19 protein-coding genes are annotated in these 16603 nt (G+C 53.8%); 8 read left to right on the top strand and 11 right to left on the bottom strand.

Features of this window, described 5'->3' with window-relative positions; genetic code table 11:
- Positions 1 to 167 precede the first annotated feature (167 nt).
- Positions 168 to 1004 (top strand): formate dehydrogenase accessory sulfurtransferase FdhD, encoded by an 837-nt coding sequence (fdhD, locus tag SK35_RS23470; RefSeq protein ID WP_071692610.1) that lies wholly within the window; start codon positions 168 to 170, stop codon positions 1002 to 1004.
- Here fdhD and SK35_RS23465 read toward each other — a convergent pair.
- Both SK35_RS23465 and SK35_RS23460 read right to left on the bottom strand, forming a co-directional pair.
- Positions 971 to 1477: a YgjV family protein gene (locus SK35_RS23465; protein ID WP_032945569.1), complete on the bottom strand. Its 507-nt coding sequence runs from the start codon at positions 1475 to 1477 to the stop codon at positions 971 to 973. The genes fdhD and SK35_RS23465 overlap by 34 nt on opposite strands.
- A gap of 58 nt (positions 1478 to 1535) precedes the next feature.
- Positions 1536 to 2057: a Crp/Fnr family transcriptional regulator gene (locus tag SK35_RS23460; RefSeq protein ID WP_048215196.1), complete on the bottom strand. Its 522-nt coding sequence runs from the start codon at positions 2055 to 2057 to the stop codon at positions 1536 to 1538.
- Positions 2058 to 2186: 129 nt separating this feature from the next.
- On the opposite strand from SK35_RS23460, the gene SK35_RS23455 reads away from it, so the two are divergent.
- Complete coding sequence (locus SK35_RS23455; protein ID WP_003825262.1) at positions 2187 to 2399, top strand: DUF1471 domain-containing protein; 213 nt, start codon at positions 2187 to 2189, stop codon at positions 2397 to 2399.
- A gap of 42 nt (positions 2400 to 2441) precedes the next feature.
- On the opposite strand, the gene SK35_RS23450 is transcribed toward SK35_RS23455, so the two are convergent.
- Positions 2442 to 2765 (bottom strand): AzlD domain-containing protein, encoded by a 324-nt coding sequence (locus tag SK35_RS23450; RefSeq protein ID WP_003825260.1) that lies wholly within the window; start codon positions 2763 to 2765, stop codon positions 2442 to 2444.
- On the bottom strand, positions 2765 to 3424 hold the full coding sequence (locus SK35_RS23445) for an AzlC family ABC transporter permease (RefSeq protein WP_048215195.1): 660 nt from the start codon (positions 3422 to 3424) through the stop codon (positions 2765 to 2767). The genes SK35_RS23450 and SK35_RS23445 overlap by 1 nt, the downstream gene beginning before the upstream one ends.
- Positions 3425 to 3525: 101 nt before the next feature.
- Between SK35_RS23445 and SK35_RS23440 the strand changes: the two genes are divergently transcribed.
- Positions 3526 to 4074, top strand: a complete 549-nt coding sequence (locus tag SK35_RS23440; RefSeq protein ID WP_003825255.1) for a helix-turn-helix domain-containing protein — start codon at positions 3526 to 3528, stop codon at positions 4072 to 4074.
- Between the two features lie 57 nt (positions 4075 to 4131).
- On the opposite strand, the gene rhaM is transcribed toward SK35_RS23440, so the two are convergent.
- From rhaM to rhaB, 5 genes are all read right to left on the bottom strand, one after another.
- On the bottom strand, positions 4132 to 4446 hold the full coding sequence (gene rhaM, locus SK35_RS23435; RefSeq protein WP_048215194.1) for an L-rhamnose mutarotase: 315 nt from the start codon (positions 4444 to 4446) through the stop codon (positions 4132 to 4134).
- The gene (gene fucO, locus SK35_RS23430) at positions 4443 to 5591 is read right to left on the bottom strand and encodes a lactaldehyde reductase (protein WP_048215193.1); all 1149 of its coding nucleotides are present in this window, start codon (positions 5589 to 5591) and stop codon (positions 4443 to 4445) included. The genes rhaM and fucO overlap by 4 nt, the downstream gene beginning before the upstream one ends.
- A gap of 73 nt (positions 5592 to 5664) precedes the next feature.
- A complete protein-coding gene (rhaD, locus tag SK35_RS23425; protein WP_008787010.1) occupies positions 5665 to 6492 on the bottom strand; it encodes a rhamnulose-1-phosphate aldolase in 828 nt (275 codons plus the stop codon).
- A 143-nt stretch (positions 6493 to 6635) separates the two neighbouring features.
- Entirely contained in the window at positions 6636 to 7895 is a 1260-nt protein-coding gene (gene rhaA, locus SK35_RS23420) for an L-rhamnose isomerase (RefSeq protein ID WP_008787011.1), read from the bottom strand.
- A complete protein-coding gene (gene rhaB, locus SK35_RS23415; protein WP_048215192.1) occupies positions 7892 to 9361 on the bottom strand; it encodes a rhamnulokinase in 1470 nt (489 codons plus the stop codon). The genes rhaA and rhaB overlap by 4 nt, the downstream gene beginning before the upstream one ends.
- A 303-nt stretch (positions 9362 to 9664) precedes the next feature.
- Here rhaB and rhaS point away from each other — a divergent pair, with 303 nt between their 5' ends.
- Positions 9665 to 10513, top strand: coding sequence for an HTH-type transcriptional activator RhaS (gene rhaS / locus SK35_RS23410; protein ID WP_008787013.1), 849 nt, complete (start codon positions 9665 to 9667; stop codon positions 10511 to 10513).
- A gap of 147 nt (positions 10514 to 10660) precedes the next feature.
- Positions 10661 to 11509, top strand: a complete 849-nt coding sequence (rhaR, locus tag SK35_RS23405; protein ID WP_048215191.1) for an HTH-type transcriptional activator RhaR — start codon at positions 10661 to 10663, stop codon at positions 11507 to 11509.
- On the opposite strand, the gene rhaT is transcribed toward rhaR, so the two are convergent.
- The gene (rhaT, locus tag SK35_RS23400) at positions 11506 to 12540 is read right to left on the bottom strand and encodes an L-rhamnose/proton symporter RhaT (RefSeq protein ID WP_003825242.1); all 1035 of its coding nucleotides are present in this window, start codon (positions 12538 to 12540) and stop codon (positions 11506 to 11508) included. The two genes, rhaR and rhaT, sit on opposite strands and share 4 nt — an antisense overlap.
- Positions 12541 to 12829: 289 nt before the next feature.
- Between rhaT and sodA the strand changes: the two genes are divergently transcribed.
- Together sodA and kdgT are read left to right on the top strand one after the other, a co-directional pair.
- A complete protein-coding gene (gene sodA / locus SK35_RS23395) occupies positions 12830 to 13450 on the top strand; it encodes a superoxide dismutase [Mn] (protein ID WP_003825239.1) in 621 nt (206 codons plus the stop codon).
- A gap of 233 nt (positions 13451 to 13683) precedes the next feature.
- Entirely contained in the window at positions 13684 to 14667 is a 984-nt protein-coding gene (gene kdgT / locus SK35_RS23390; RefSeq protein WP_020996114.1) for a 2-keto-3-deoxygluconate transporter, read from the top strand.
- Between the two features lie 41 nt (positions 14668 to 14708).
- Here kdgT and SK35_RS23385 read toward each other — a convergent pair whose 3' ends face one another.
- Positions 14709 to 15605, bottom strand: coding sequence for a dihydrodipicolinate synthase family protein (locus SK35_RS23385; RefSeq protein ID WP_048215190.1), 897 nt, complete (start codon positions 15603 to 15605; stop codon positions 14709 to 14711).
- A 152-nt stretch (positions 15606 to 15757) separates the two neighbouring features.
- On the opposite strand from SK35_RS23385, the gene yiiM reads away from it, so the two are divergent.
- Entirely contained in the window at positions 15758 to 16432 is a 675-nt protein-coding gene (yiiM, locus tag SK35_RS23380; protein WP_048215189.1) for a 6-hydroxyaminopurine reductase, read from the top strand.
- Positions 16433 to 16603 lie beyond the last annotated feature (171 nt).

Genomic DNA, 16603 nt, shown 5'->3' with positions numbered 1-16603 from the left:
CGTTCCCTTCGCTTTTCTGTAACGCGAACGCGAGGGAAGTGGTTGTTATTTTTCTTTGCGGACGGGACCGCAAAGGTCCAGAATTGGGTGAATTTCCCTCCGTCCAGGAGGGATTTGTAAAGAATACCACAATGTTGGTATGCGTGTTCCAATATGGTTAAAAGAAAGTGAATAAGATTATTCAAGAAAACATCAAGAATGTGACATCTTCGACAGGATCGCGCCAGTTGACCCTCTGGAAGCGCGAGGATTTGCAACATCCTCAGCCTGATGAGGTAGCTGAAGAAGTGCCTGTTGCGCTGGTATACAACGGGATTTCGCACGTGGTGATGATGGCATCACCGAAAGATCTTGAGCACTTCGCGGTGGGTTTTTCACTTTCTGAAGGCATTATTGAGTCCCCGCAGGATATCTACGGAATGGACGTAGTGCCTTCCTGCAACGGATTGGAAGTGCAGGTTGAACTGTCCAGCCGTCGCTTTATGGGGCTGAAGGAGCGTCGTCGCGCGCTAGCCGGTCGCACCGGTTGCGGCGTTTGTGGCGTGGAGCAGCTCAATGACATTGGCAAGCCGGTCCAGCCGCTGCCGTTTACCCAGACATTCGATCTGGCGAATCTTGATAACGCTTTACGACACCTCAACGATTTTCAACCCGTGGGGCAACTGACAGGCTGCACGCACGCGGCTGCCTGGGTACAGCCGTCAGGTCATCTGGCGGGCGGGCATGAAGATGTTGGACGTCATGTTGCGTTGGATAAACTGCTGGGACGACGTGCAATCGAAGGGGAAACCTGGCAACAGGGCGCGGTATTAGTCTCCAGCCGTGCCAGTTATGAGATGGTGCAGAAATCGGCGATGTGCGGTGTGGAGATCCTGTTTGCTGTTTCTGCGGCGACAACGCTCGCCGTGGAAGTTGCCGAACGTTGTAACCTGACGCTGGTGGGTTTTTGCAAACCGGGCAGGGCGACGATCTATACGCATCCGCAACGTCTGGTCGCGCTGTGACGCCACCAGGCGGCCAGAATACTGCCGGAAAATGCCAGTTCCATGATTACGGCAACTGGCGAGCCAACAATCACATTGTTCAGCAGCCAACACAGGCTGCCGCACAAGGTGTATCCCCGTAATTTTCCGCTGCGTTTTTGAAATGACGCAAAGGTCATCAGCAGGCTTCCCATCAGCGGCAAAATACTCGACAGATTTTGCCAAAGATAAATGCTACACAGCAGCGACCCCAGCATAAATCCCCACATCACCCAGCGGTGAAAGGTGACGATGGCTGTCGCGTAGCGGCATGCGGCAATGATCATTAACCCAGCCGCAGCGTGTTGATCCAAAAGATAGAAATGGATAGCTAACAGAGACGTAGAACTGGTGAGCAGCGTTAAAGTGATAGCCCGGCGTTGAAAATGAAAAGCGGAAATATCCAGTAAGAAGCTGATGCCAGCCAGCATCTGAGAAAGAAGAAATGCGTTCATTGTGGTCGCCATCTATTAAAGAGTGACGGGACAATAATCGACGCATCACCGTAAGGCGTTAACCTTTGTTAAGACGCTGGCGAATACGGGACAGGCTAACGGGGGTAATGCCGATATAGCTGGCAAGATCGCGCTGGGTGAGCTGTGACTCCCAGCCCGGGAAGTGTGTTTGTACGTACTGATAGCGTTGCTCTGGGGTATTGAGCAGCAGCATTTGCTCTTTTTTCTCTTTGTAGATCAATTGCTGGACCAGTAGCTGAGTCTTAATATCCTGATTTTCCGGCGCATCAAGCAAAGCCAAGGGTATTTCAGTGGTTTCTCCCGCGGCGATCATTTGTAGGCTGTAATCGGCAGGTGTGTTAGTTAGCCAGTTCAGGTACAGAAAGCAGTATTCCCCGGCAAAGTAGAACTCTTTAACCCTTTCAACGCCGTTGTCCGCGTGATAAACCGCACGAGCCACACCATGATGTAAAAGATGAATTTTACTTTGTGGTTCACCCTGACGAAGTAACCAATTACCCGCCAGTTGCGTTTTTCTACGGCTGCCAGCAAGCCATTGTGATTCCTGATTACGTAACATCTTATCTCTCAAATAATTTGAATAAGACTGGCAAATCCTTCCGCTTTCAGTTGTTCGGGTATCAGCCTATTATTTATCACATCAAGGCACGGTGCCTTACTCAAACAACTAAGTTAAAGGGTTTATATCATGAAAAGCATCAAAACTTTTGTCGCAGTTATCGCTCTGGCTACTTCTTTCGGTTCTTTCGCTGCTCAGACAGTGACCGCAACCGGTTCTACGCTGGAAAGCGCTGAAGCAAAAATCGCCGCTCAGGCTGAACGTGCAGGCGCCAGCGATTACAAAATCACTCAGGCATACACCGGTAACCGCGTGCACATGACCGCCGAACTGCTGAAATAAGATACCTTAGTACTGTCGAAAGAGCGCCCTTGAGGCGCTTTTTTAGTTTATACCCGCCATTCGCAGCAATGCGGTCACCACTGCGGCAGCGACGATCACCACGATTAGCGGCATCTTGCGCCATGCGAGAAATACCGCAAAAGCCACGCCCAGCACGCGCGCCATGCCAGCGAAGTGTTCGCCTTCGTAAAAGGTAGTCGCCAGCGCAACGGAGAACAGTAATACCGTTGCGGCGTCGGAAAGCAGCGCCTGCGAGCGTTCCGAGAACGCTAAACGGCTCCCAAGCTTCGCTCCTCCTAAACGCATTAAATATGTTCCCAGAGATAACATGGCGATACCGACGATAAACAGCGTCATGTTGCCCATTATTTTTTCCTCGTCAGTAAGCCAAACAGTGAGAGCAAAACAGGTAAACCGACCGGCGCAAAGGGGATGGCGGCAAGCGACAACCCGGCGCCGCTACAGGCGCGAATCAGCGTGGTGCGGTTTTTAAAGGCCGGGACCACTAAGGCTAATAAAATTGCAGGGAAGACGGCATCCAGACCGATGGTTTCCGGGGCGGGGAGCAGTTTGCCGACGCCCGCGCCGATCAGTGTGCCAACAGGCCAGAAAAGCGCGACGCCCAGACCGCACAGCCAGAAGGCGGCTTTACGTTGTTCGGGCGTTTTTTGCGACAGGCCAAAGACTACGCTTTCGTCGTTCATGATATGACAGCCGAGGAAACTCGCAGCCCGCGAGCCCACCAGATCGCGCACCGTGACGCCAAACGGCACGTGTCGTGCGTTGACCAGTAAGCCGGCAGCCGCAGCCGCCAGTGGGTTACCGCCACTGGCGACGATGCCGATAAACATAAACTCGGACGCACCCGCCAGTACCGTAATCGAAAGCACAAACGGTACCCACAGTGGGAAGCCGTAGGCCATCGCCAGCGAGCCGTATGACATGCCGACTACGCCGACGGCCAGACAGACTAAAAATATTGCTTTAATCGTGTCGCCTTTGAGACTGGAAAAATAATGTTTCATACCGTTTTAGCCATATCGAACGAATTTCCATTATAATGAACGCGACCAGTTAATATTACAAGTCGAACGAATCGTTCGATATAAAGAACATGGAGTCGTGAATGACCCAGCCCATCAGTATGATCGCGAAAAGCCTTGTGCGTGAACGTCAGCGCACCGGTTTGTCATTGGCAGAGATTGCCCGTCGCGCAGGGATTGCAAAATCGACACTCTCGCAATTGGAAGCGGGCAATGGCAATCCTAGCCTGGAAACGCTCTGGTCGCTGTGTGTGGCGTTAGATATTCCCTTTGCTCGCTTGCTGGAGCCGCAGGAACAAAAAACGCAGGTGATTCGCCGCGGCGAAGGAACAAAGGTGGTGGCTGAGCAGGCCCACTATCAGGCCATTTTACTGGCCGCCTGCCCACCGGGGGCGCGGCGGGATATCTATCTGCTGCTGACGCAGCCGGGCGCGGATCGTATTTCACAGCCGCATCCACCGGGATCGGTTGAACACATCATCGTGACGCAGGGTAAGGCGATGGTAGGATTGACGGAAGCCCCGGAGGAGTTAGGCGAGGGGGACTATATTTGTTACCCCGCCGATCGGGCGCATATTTTTAAAGCGCTGGAGCCTGACACCCAGGCGATTCTGGTTTCTGAGCAGAACTAACTGTTCTGTTGCGTTGTGCCGGATGCGGCGCGTTAGCGCCTTATCCGGCCTACAAGTCTATTGCAAATAAAACACTTCTTTTAGCTCTGCGCTAACCGGGCTGTTGTCCAGGTTTGCTGGCATTACGTCACGCATATGCTTCCACCAACGTTGGCAAACGTCGGTGCTGGCAACGGCATTCCAGCGTTCTTCGGACTCAATCTCAACGGTGGCGAACAGCAGATTGCGCGCCTGATCGAGATAAATCGCGTAGTGATGGGCGCCGTGCTCTTTCAGCACCGCTTCCAGCTCTGGCCAGATGGGATTGTGCCGACGTTGATATTCAACGTGCGCGTCGGCATTCACCTGCATAACAAAGGCCTTGCGGATCATAACGCCTCCAGATACAGCTCTCGGACCTCGTCGCGGCTGGCGGTGCGCGGGTTGCATGGCGCACACGGATCGGCCAACGCTTTATCCAGCCAGCCTTCAATATCCTCTTTCGTCACGCCAAGGGAACTAAAGCCCGCAGGAATACCAACACGCTTGCTGAGTGCACGAATCGCGTTGATGGCCTCCATACTTGCCGCTTCATCGCTCATGTCACGGGTATCGACGCCCATTGCCTGCGCCACGCGGGCAAAGCGCGTCACGGCGTTCGGACGGTTAAAGTTTTCGATTACCGGCAGCAGGATGGCGTTGCAGACGCCGTGTGGCAGATTATGGGTTGCGCCCGGCTGGTGCGCCAGCGCATGCACCAGACCCAGACCAGCGCTGTTAAATGCCATCCCCGCCAGATACTGACCAAACGCCATTTGCTCACGAGCTTCGAGGTTATGACCGTCGTCGACCGCTTTTGGTAGCCACAGGTTGATCAGGCGAATCGCTTCCAGCGCGTTAGCGTCGGTGAGCGGATGAGCACCAACGGAAACATAGGCTTCCACCGCGTGGGTCAGGGCGTCCATACCGGTTGCGGCGGTGACGGAGGCCGGGATTTCCAGCATGACGCTGGCATCATCCACAGCGATGTCCGGGATGATATTCGGGTCGATGATCACCTCTTTGACCTTACGGGCAGAGTCGATAATGACCGCGTTGCTGGTCATCTCTGCTGCCGTACCGGCGGTAGTGTTGATGGCGACCAGCGGGACGCCCGCATTTTTCACTTTGCCCACGCCGGAGTAAGCGGTAGAAGGGCCAGGGTTGGCTGTCAGGATTTTCACCGCTTTGGCGGTATCGATCGGGCTGCCGCCACCGAAGGCGATGATGTAGTCACATTCTGCGCCCTGATAGGCCGCAAACCCTTTCTGTACCAGCTCTTCTGTCGGGTTCGGGAATACTTCATCAAACAGGTGGTAAGACATTTGATGTTTATCCAGCGCGGCAAACAGGCTATCCAGCAGGCCCAGTTTTACCAGTTGACCATCGGTGACGATCAGCGCTTTGCCCCATTGTTTATTCGCCACGAGATTCACCATATCGGCAATCGCGCCGGCGCCATGCAGGCTAATTTTTGGCAGTGCCAACATAAAGCTCATCATTATTCTCCTTAATAATAAAATCCTGTAGGCCGGAAAGGCGAAGCCGCATCCGGCGTTGCGTTGGGAGGTATCAGTACAGCTCTATGGCGCTTGCCAGCGGCGTAACACCAAAGCGTTTGCCAAGTGCGACCAGCTCTTCACGTGAGATGGTCTGCTTCATACCGCCCATCGAAAAGATTTTGACCAGAACTTCGGCGGATTTCTCTGCGGTATCTATCAAACCGAACGCTTCGTCGAGGGTAGGTCCGCTTCCGAACACGCCGTGGAACGGCCAAAGTACCAGCGAGTGTTTCTGCATTTCCTCGGCGGTAGCCTGACCAATTTCATCTGTACCCGGCACCATCCACGGGAGAATGCCAACGCCATCCGGGAACACCACCAGGCACTCGGTGCTGCCTTCCCACAGCTTGCGGGTAATCAGCGCTGTGTTGTTTTCCAGTACGTAGGTCAGAGCGATCAGGTTGGTGGCATGGCAGTGCATGATCACGCGGTCTTTACCGTTCGTCGCTTTAATGCGTTCGCAGTGAGAGAGGAAGTGAGCCGGCAGTTCAGAGGTCGGCACGGCCTCGTGGGTCAGGCCCCAGAGGATGTGGTAGCCCGCACCGTCGCTGTCTATTTGTACCACGCCCAAGTTTGCCGCGGGATCGAGCTGGACGTTACGGAAAAACTTACCGGAACCGGTGACGATAAACGGTGTGTTTGCCAGCAGCGGCATCGGCTGACTTAGCGCAATATAGCGTGGTTTTTCGTGGAAATCGGCGCTAAACGGCGCGATATCTGCTTCATCAAGACGCAACGTCAGGTTGCCGCCATTACGCTCGTCCCAGCCTTTCAGCCACGCATCAGAAGTGGCTTTGATCATCCCCTGGACGAACCAGGAAGTCGTAATTTTTTGCATGTTCGGTGTTCCTGTTTATTGCCCGAACGTTATCGGGTCTTACATAGGCCGGATAAGCGAAGCGCCATCCGGCAATCGTGTTTCATTTATTGCCGGATGGCGACGCGGGGCGTCTTATCCGGCCTACAAGCCTGGCGTCACGGTTAGCTACGTTTGCTCAAAATCTCTTTTTCATAAGCGCGCACGCTGTCCAGCCACTGGCTGCCCGCAGGCGTGTCATGGCGCTGGCAATACATCTCCCAGACGGCCTGCCACGGCAGCGATTTTTGCTCTTCCAGCAGGGCCAGGCGTGCGGTGTAGTCGCCGCTGGCTTCGAGTTGACGCAGTTGCTCGGTGGGTTCTAACAGCGCGCGCAGCAGGGCTTTTTTCATATTGCGGGTGCCGATCACCCACGCGGCGATGCGGTTAATGGAGGCGTCGAAGAAGTCGAGGCCAATGTGTACGCGGTCGAACAGGTTGTGGCGAACGATCTCGCTGGCAATCGCCTGAGTTTCATCATCCAGCAGCACCACGTGATCGCTGTCCCAACGCACCGGACGACTGACGTGCAGCAGCAGGCGCGGTACATACAGCATGGCGGCGGAAATTTTGTCGGAGATCACTTCAGTCGGATGGAAGTGGCCCGCATCCAGACACAGTGCGGTCTGGCGGCTGGTGGCGTAACCCATGTAGAACTCGTTAGAGCCCACGGTGTAGCTTTCCGCACCGATGCCAAACAGCTTGCTTTCGACGGCATCGATATGGTGCGCCGGGTCGAGTTTCTCGCTGATCACTTCGTCCAGTGCGTCCAGCAGACGCTGGCGCGGCGCTAAACGGTCAACGGTGATGTCTTTCATGCCATCCGGGATCCAGATGTTCATCACCGATGGTGTACCCAACTGCTCGCCAAAATACGCCGAGACGCGACGGCTGGCTTTGCAGTGATCGATCCAGAACTGGCGAATGGTGTCGTCGGCGTGCGCCAGAGTGAAACCGTCGGCGCTCAGCGGGTGTGAGAAGCAGGATGGGTTGAAATCCAGCCCTAACTGGTTCGCTTTCGCCCACTCCACCCAGTTTTTAAAGTGCTCAGGTTTGATTTGGTCGCGTGCAACCGGCGTATCAGATTCCAGATAGATCGCGTGCAAATTCAGACGTTTTGGACCAGGAATCAGGCTCAGCGCCTGCTCCAGATCGGCCCGCAGTTCGGTGGCGTTACGCGCTTTACCCGGATAGTTACCAGTAGCCTGAATACCGCCAGTGAGCGAGCCTTCCGGATTTTCGAAACCGGCGACATCATCGCCCTGCCAGCAGTGCATGGAGACCGGCAGACGATCGAGCTGGCGTAAGGCCGCCTCGACATCAATACCTACCGCGGCGAAACGCAGTTTTGCCAGTTCCCAGGCTTGTTCAAGTTGAGTGGTCATGCGCAAAGCTCCTTTGTCTGTCGTAGTGATTGAAACTGCGCCTGGTAGCGGGCAATTTCACTTTCAGGATTGGGAATGAAGGTGGTCAGTTCGTAGTTGGCGCGCACCACCTGACGGAAATCATCGACGTTGTTCAGCTCGTCCAGCGTCATCAGCTGGATGCCAATATTGCCGAGCGTGGAAGCCTCAATCGGCCCGGACATCACGCGAATGCCGCAGGCATCCGCACATAGCTGGTTCAGTAAGGTGTTCTGGCAGCCGCCACCGACAATGTGCAGTTGGCTAAATGCTGCACCACGCAGTTGTGCCAGTTCTTGCAGGATGTCGGCGTACAGCAACGCCAGGCTGTCGAAGATACAGCGCGCCAGTTCGGCGTTTTGCAGGGGAACGGGTTGGCCTGATTCACGGCATGCTGCCTGAATTTCTGCACTCATATCGTCGGGGTTGATAAAGCGATCGTCGTTCGGGTTTATCAGGAACTGGCAGGCCGGCAGCGCTTGCGTTTGGCTGATAAGCGTTGGCAGGTCGGTAATCTGGCGCTCTTTTAATACGCGCTGGAGCAGCCATAGCCCCATGATATTTTTCAGGACACGGTAGCGTCCTTCCGCGCCGCCTTCATTGGTGATATTCGCTGCCAGCGCCGCATCGTTGGTATAAGGTGTTCTGCTCTCAAAGCCCATCAGCGACCAGGTCCCGGAAGAGAGATAGGCGCTGTTTTTATCGGCCAGCGGAGAAGCAATGACCGCACTGGCCGTGTCGTGACTGGCGACGGCGACAACCGGAATTTGGTTTTTCTGCGGGCAAATCCAGTGGCCGATCACGTTCCCTGGATGCGTCGGGCGACCAAACCAGGCTTTGTCTGCCCCGGTCCACGCCAGCAGTGTGTTATCCCAGTCGTCGGTATTGATATTGACTAGCTGGGTGGTGGTGGCGTTGGTGTATTCCCAGTTCATTTTGCCGGTCAGGCGAAAGCTGAAGTAGTCGGGGATCAGCAGGGCATGGGCCACCTGCGGGAGCAGTTCTGGCTGCTGTTCAACCAGTGCACGCAGTTGATACAGGGTGTTAAAGGGCAGAAACTGAATGCCGCTACGGCGGTAAATTTCACCTTTACCCGGCTGTTCCATCGCCTGCGCCATAATGCCGGTCGTGCGGCTGTCACGGTAAGAGACCGGCAGACCGACACGTTGACCGACGTTATCGATCAGAACGTAATCCACGCCCCAGGTATCAATGCCGATGCTGTCTATCCGAATGCCTTCATCGCAGACTTTTTTCAGGCCAAGACGAATATCGTTTTCCAGGCTGTCGATGTCCCAGGTGTCAAAACCGTCTGTTTTTTGCAGGCAGTTCATGAAGCGGTGGATTTCACGTAGCGTCAGGGAGCGGTGTTCACTGTCATAACGCGCCAGCATTACGCGCCCACTGGATGCGCCGAGATCGACTGCGACACAATGGCGAAAAGTCATAGCGAGGTCCTTCTGAGTTTTATTGCACTCAGTCTAAGAACCCCAGATAACGCGTACCTTCTTGACAGTGACAGCCACAATTAGCGGCTGGCAACATGGCAAAGGTGAACGTGACGCAGTTCACAATTTCTATTAATAGCACCTGTTTTAGCAGATGTGACGCCTTCCGCAATTCCCGATCTTTCCCGCCATTTCTTGAAGAATTAACCGTGTTTACGCACTTTGGCGTCAAAAATTTAAGGTGAGGGTGATAACCCTTAATTACTATTCAGCCATGTTCATTTGATCGGGAAGGATGTCATCATGACGGTATTGCATTGCGTGGATTTTTTTCCGACAGGTAAAGCGCCAGTGGCTATTGAACCGCGGCTTCCTCAACCTGCGTTTCCAGAGCATCATCATGATTTTCATGAAATTGTGGTGGTCGAACATGGAACGGGGATCCATGTGTTCAACGGGCAGCCTTACACAATCAGCGGCGGTACGGTGTGTTTCGTTCGCGATCATGACCGGCATTTATATGAACATACTGACAATCTGTGCCTGACCAATGTGTTGTATCGCTCCCCGGATGCGTTTCAATTTCTGGCTGGGCTGAATCAGCTTTTACCTCAGGAACAGAATGGGCAGTATCCCTCCCACTGGCGGGTGAATCAGGGGGTATTGCAGCAGGTTCGACAACTGGTGGGGCAGATGGAAGCGCTCGGTGAGGGGATGGATACACCAACGGCGGCAAATCGCGAGATCCTGTTTATGCAGTTGCTGGTACTGCTGCGTAAAAGCAGCCTGATGGAAGCAGCGACCGATAACGACGCGCGGCTTAACCTCCTGATGGCGTGGCTGGAAGATAACTTTGCCGACGAGGTGTGTTGGGAGGCGCTGGCCGAGAAGTTTTCCCTCTCTTTGCGCACTCTGCATCGCCAGCTCAAACAGCAAACCGGATTGACGCCGCAGCGCTACCTTAACCGCTTGCGGCTGATCAAGGCCCGGCATCTGCTTCGCCACAGTGATGACAGCGTGACAGACATCGCTTATCTCTGCGGATTCGGCGACAGTAACCACTTTTCGACGCTTTTTCGTCGTGAGTTCAAGTGGTCACCACGCGATATTCGTCAGGGGCGCGATCTCGTTGTGGCAAGCCGCCTCCAGTAACGCGAAAGCTATCAACGTTTTTTACCGCCGAATCTCAGATAATCATGTCCCTTAACGCCGGATGGTGGCTACGCCTTATCCGGCCTACGTGTCACGTAATCTGTAGGTCGGATAAGGCGTAGCCGCCATCCGACAGGGAATATTGTGATGGCGAATCATCTGGTCCTTCTGAAATCAGACTTCTTTGCGCATGAGCAGCAGGCTGTGGCCGTGGCTGACCGTTATCCGCAGGATGTCTTTGCTGAGCATACCCACGAGTTTTGCGAGCTGGTCATGGTCTGGCGCGGTAATGGTCTGCATGTCCTTAACGATCGCCCGTACCGGATAACCCGTGGCGATCTGTTTTACATTCGCGCCGAAGATAAACACTCCTACACCTCCGTGAACGACCTGGTGTTGCAAAATATCATCTACTGCCCGGAGCGGTTGACGCTGAATGTTGACTGGCAAGGGGCGATCCCCGGATTTGACGGTACGCCGAGGCAGCCGCACTGGCGACTCGGTAGCGTTGGCATGAGCCAGGTCCGACAGGTGATAAGCCAGCTTGAGCATGAAAGCAATCAACGTGATGCACAGGCTTTTACCATGGCTGAACTGCTGTTCGGGCAGTTGGTGACACACCTTAAGCGGCATCGTTATGCCACGGATACGCTACCGGCGACCTCCAGTGAAACGCTGCTGGATAAACTGATCACCGCGTTAGCCGGTAGCCATGAGCATGCGTTTGAACTGGATACGTTTTGCGAGCGCGAACAATGCAGCGAGCGCGTTTTGCGCCAGCAGTTTCGCAGCCAGACCGGGATGACCATCAACCAGTATCTCCGCCAGGTGCGGGTTTGCCATGCGCAGTATCTGCTCAAACATAGTCGGTTGATGATTAGCGAGATTTCCATGCGCTGCGGCTTTGAGGACAGTAACTACTTTTCGGTGGTATTTACGCGGGAAACCGGGATGACGCCGAGCCAGTGGCGTCATCTCAGTACTCAGCATGCTTAGCTGGCCATTCCCAGACCGACAATGTTTGCCGCGACAATGATCACTACGCAGCCGAGGCTTAGCACGCTGACCGGACGACGACCCGCGTTTTTCCACTCTTTCAATACCAGACCGACAATCCCGCCGCACAGAACATAGAAGCTCATGTGCAGCATCCAGCTTACATAGTCATACTGCGCCGGAATACGTGCGTGGCCCCAGGCGTAGAAGAAGAATTGCAGATACCACATCAAGCCACCAAGCGCAGAGAGCAGCACGTTGGTGATAATCAGCGGTTTGGCTAACGAGAAGTCGGCTTTTATCGACAAGTTCTTCACTTTTGCCAGACGAATGAAGCAGAAGCCCAGGTTAACAAGCGCGCCACCGCCCATAATGACCACATAGCTAGGCAGGGCGACATACAGCGGATCGACGCCCAACGCGGCGGCGGCATCGTGCATCGGTTTCGCCGCGTTCATCGCAAAGGACATCCCGGCGGAGAAAATACCGCACATGACGGCCAGAACCAGACCTTTTTTCAGGTTGAAATCTTCCGCTTTGATGCCCATTTTTCGTTCTTTTAACTGACCGGCACGGGTAACAATGCCCACGCCAATCAGCGCGACCAGTACGCCAAGCAGCGTCATGCGGCCACCAGAGGTATTGATCAGTACATCAAAATTGCCGTTGATAATCGGGGTCATCAGCGTGCCGACAATCAGCGTAATACCTATCGCAATCCCGATACCCATCGACATACCGAGATAGCGCATGGTCAGGCCATAGTTGATATTGCCAATCCCCCACATTGCACCAAACAGAAATACCGGCGCCAGTGTGGAGAGGCTGAAGGAGCTGAAGTAGGCCCAGAAATCGGGAAGTAACATGGCGCTGATGGTCCACGGCAGGATTATCCAGGAGACGATCCCGCCAACCGACCACATCGTTTCCCATGACCAATGTTTGACTTGCTTGAACGGGGCATAGAAACAGGCGGCACTGGCTGCCCCTATCAAATGCCAAAAGATACCCATCGTAATCGCGTTACTCATGACTTAATCCTCGTTATTTTTTATCGTCGGTAATGACCCCTCCGACCTAACGAGTTTAAAAATTACGCAGGTGGTTAACCTTTTAACGATTGCCGTCCTTTTGCGCATGTTGGCAATCATCACGTTAAGTGGGTGATTCGGCTCACATCTTTAACAATGGGTTTGATTCATTAAGACCCTGTAAAAAGTACGGCATTGATAATCATTTTCAATATCATTTAATTAACTATAATGACCCAACTGCTTACGCGGCGTTAACACTGGCCGCCCGACAATACTGGAGATGATTATGAGTTATACACTGCCATCCCTGCCGTACGCTTATGATGCCCTTGAACCGCACTTCGATAAGCAGACGATGGAAATCCACCACACCAAACACCACCAGGCTTACGTAAATAACGCCAACGCTGCGCTGGAAAGCCTGCCTGAATTTGCCAGCCTGTCCGTTGAAGAGCTGATCACCAAACTGGATCAACTGCCAGCAGACAAGAAAACCGTACTGCGTAACAACGCGGGCGGTCACGCTAACCACAGCCTGTTCTGGAAAGGCCTGAAAACCGGTACTACGCTGCAGGGCGACCTGAAAGCGGCTATCGAACGTGACTTCGGCTCCGTTGACAACTTCAAAGCTGAATTTGAAAAAGCAGCGGCAACCCGCTTTGGCTCCGGCTGGGCGTGGCTGGTTCTGAAAGGTGACAAACTGGCTGTTGTTTCCACCGCCAACCAGGATTCCCCGCTGATGGGTGAAGCTATCTCTGGCGCTTCCGGTTTCCCAATCGTGGGCCTGGACGTTTGGGAACACGCTTACTACCTGAAATTCCAGAACCGTCGCCCGGACTACATCAAAGAGTTCTGGAACGTCGTGAACTGGGACGAAGCTGCCGCGCGTTTCGCAGCAAAAAAATAAGTTCTACGCTTTAACAAAGCCCTGCAAGCGATGTTTGTGGGGTTTTTTTGTGATCAAACTCAATATAAAAACAATGATCCACTTAAATTGAAACAAGGTTTTATTATGCGAGTGGGATCACTTTTATAGTCTCTATGAATGTCTATCTTCTTTTCATCAAGACGGGCGCATCTCAAAGCAAGATGCAATCGCCCATAAAAATTGCCCCATTTTTATGTCTACAGGTGATGGAAATGCAGATCAAACGTACGATAGAGAAAATCCCAGGCGGTATGATGCTGGTGCCGCTTTTCCTGGGCGCGTTGTGTCACACCTTTTCCCCCGGCGCCGGCAAATATTTCGGCTCTTTTACCAACGGTATGATCACCGGTACGGTGCCTATCCTGGCAGTCTGGTTCTTTTGCATGGGGGCGTCGATCAAGCTAAGCGCCACCGGCACCGTGCTGCGTAAATCAGGTACGTTAGTCATCACCAAGATTCTGGTGGCGTGGGTGGTTGCAGCGATTGCTTCACGCATTCTGCCGGAACATGGTGTAGAGGTTGGATTCTTCGCAGGGTTGTCTACGCTGGCGCTGGTGGCCGCGATGGATATGACCAACGGCGGGCTGTATGCCTCGATTATGCAGCAGTACGGCACCAAAGAAGAGGCCGGGGCGTTTGTCCTGATGTCGCTGGAGTCTGGCCCGCTGATGACCATGGTGATTCTGGGAACCGCCGGGATCGCGTCGTTTGAACCACACGTATTTGTTGGTGCAGTATTGCCGTTCCTGATTGGCTTTGCGCTGGGGAATCTGGACCCTGAACTGCGGGAGTTCTTCAGCAAAGCGGTGCAGACGCTGATCCCGTTCTTTGCCTTCGCATTAGGTAACACCATTGATTTGAGCGTGATTGCGCAGACCGGCGTGCTGGGTATTCTGCTGGGCGTGGCGGTGATTATCATCACTGGTATTCCATTGATTATCGCCGATAAACTGATTGGTGGTGGCGATGGTACGGCGGGGATTGCCGCTTCCAGTTCTGCGGGGGCGGCGGTTGCTACGCCTGTGCTGATTGCTGAAATGGTTCCGGCATTTAAACCGATGGCACCGGCAGCAACTTCCCTGGTCGCCACGTCGGTGATTGTGACCTCCATTCTGGTGCCGATTATCACGTCTATCTGGTCGAAAAGGGCCAAAGCAAGGGCGGCAGAAATTGATATTCGTGGCACCGTGAAGTAAGTCTCTTAAGCCGGATGGTCTGCACCATCCGGCTTAATTATTTATCCTTTGACGACAAACACCTCATCGATTGTTCGACACTCACTCTCGTTCAACTCTCCACCGGCATTACGTGACACGCCGGTACAATAGCCAAACTTACGCGATACCACGGTTTTGATGGTGGTGACAAAATCTTCGCCGATAGCATAGATGGACATGTAGGTGCCAATCTGGTCCTGAATATCGCGAAGCGCTGCCAGGTCGCCCTGTTTAAACGCTTCCCGCGCGCTGACAAACAGTTCCGGCATGACGTTGTTCAACCCTGAAATTATCCCCGCGCCACCTGCTAACAGGTTGGGAATGTAGTATTCGTCATAGCCGGACAGCACGGCAAAATCCTCCCGCACGGCGCGGGTGGTCTGAATCATACTGCGGGTATGGGACTGGCAGTCGACGGTGTCTTTAATGCCAGCGAAATTCGGGAACTCGGCGGCGAGGGTGGCTACCAGTTCGGGGGTTAAATCGCAGCCGGTGCGTGCCGGGAAGTTATAAGCAAACCATTTGCCGCTGAGTTTCTGCCCCAACTGACGGAAGTAGCTCAGCAGCTGTTTCGCCGTTTGTCCGTAGTAGTAGGGCGGCAGGATCATCACGGCATCGTAACCTGCGCGATACGCTTCCTGCGCCATCAATAAAACATCATTCTGGCAGGTGGATGAGACGTTGGCGACCATCTTTAGCGAGCTCATGGCGCGGGCCTCGCGGATCAGCAGCAGCCTTTCTTCGAGCGTAAAGGAGGCAAATTCCCCGATGCTGCCCATCAGCAAAATCACGTCGATTTTGGCCTCGGTAAGGCGTTTGAGATGCAGGCTTAGACCGTTGAGATCGATCTTGCCATCATTGTCCATTGGCGTAATGGAAGGACACCAGACGCCAGCAAATTGCGATTGACCAGTCACGTTGTCGACTCCTTATTTGAAATGATGTTTCAAAACCAGATTACATTGATAGCATGTGTCCCTAAGTTTCATGTGAACCGTGCTCTCATTTTGAGCGACTGGGGTAAAATAAATGTGGTGTAATGGGGGAAATTTATCGGGAGAGGGAACAGATGCGATATCCGGTCGATGTTTTTACGGGCAAAGTTCGGGACTACACGGGAAGCCGTCCCAGCGCGATTGCTAAAGTCCAGATTGACGGTGAGTTGATGCTGACCGAACTGGGGCTGACGGGGGATGAACAAGCGGAAACGAAAATTCACGGCGGGCCGGATCGCGCGCTGTGTCACTATCCGCGTGAACACTATCAGCACTGGAGACAAGCGTTTCCGGAGCAGGCGGAGCTATTTGTCGCCCCCGCGTTTGGTGAGAACCTCTCTACTGAGGGGCTGACTGAAGAGAATGTGTATATTGGCGACATTTTCCAGTGGGGAGAGGCGCTGATTCAGGTCACGCAGCCGCGCTCGCCATGCTTTAAGCTGAATTTCCATTTTGGCATCAGCGATATGGCCAGCCAGATGCAGGATGCGGGTAAGACAGGCTGGCTGTGCAGCGTCATCGCGCCTGGTCAGGTGTCAGCAGACGCGCCGTTGATCCTGGCGTCACGCGTGAGCGACGTCAGCGTGCGGGAGGCCATTGCTATCGCCTGGCATATGCCGTTTGATGATTCGCAATATCACCGTTTACTGTCGGCTGCCGGGTTATCAAAAAGCTGGACCAGAACGATGCAAAAGCGCCGTCTAAGCGGCAAGATCGAAGACAATTCCCGTCGTTTGTGGGGAAAATAAACCCACCTTCATCTTACAATTAAATCAGGTGGCGACACCTGATTTACCTCTCCCTGTGGTTCATCTCCCTGCGTACAAAACCGGGCAAAAACCTGACGGTCACGGTTTGCTTCAAAGCCATTCTTGATACCTGGCCCACAAAAAGAAACTCTGCGTTGAAAAAAAACTTGA

This window comes from Citrobacter sp. MGH105, assembly GCF_001037485.2.
GTDB lineage: Bacteria > Pseudomonadota > Gammaproteobacteria > Enterobacterales > Enterobacteriaceae > Citrobacter > Citrobacter portucalensis.
This window is presented reverse-complemented; position numbering and strand designations above follow the sequence as displayed.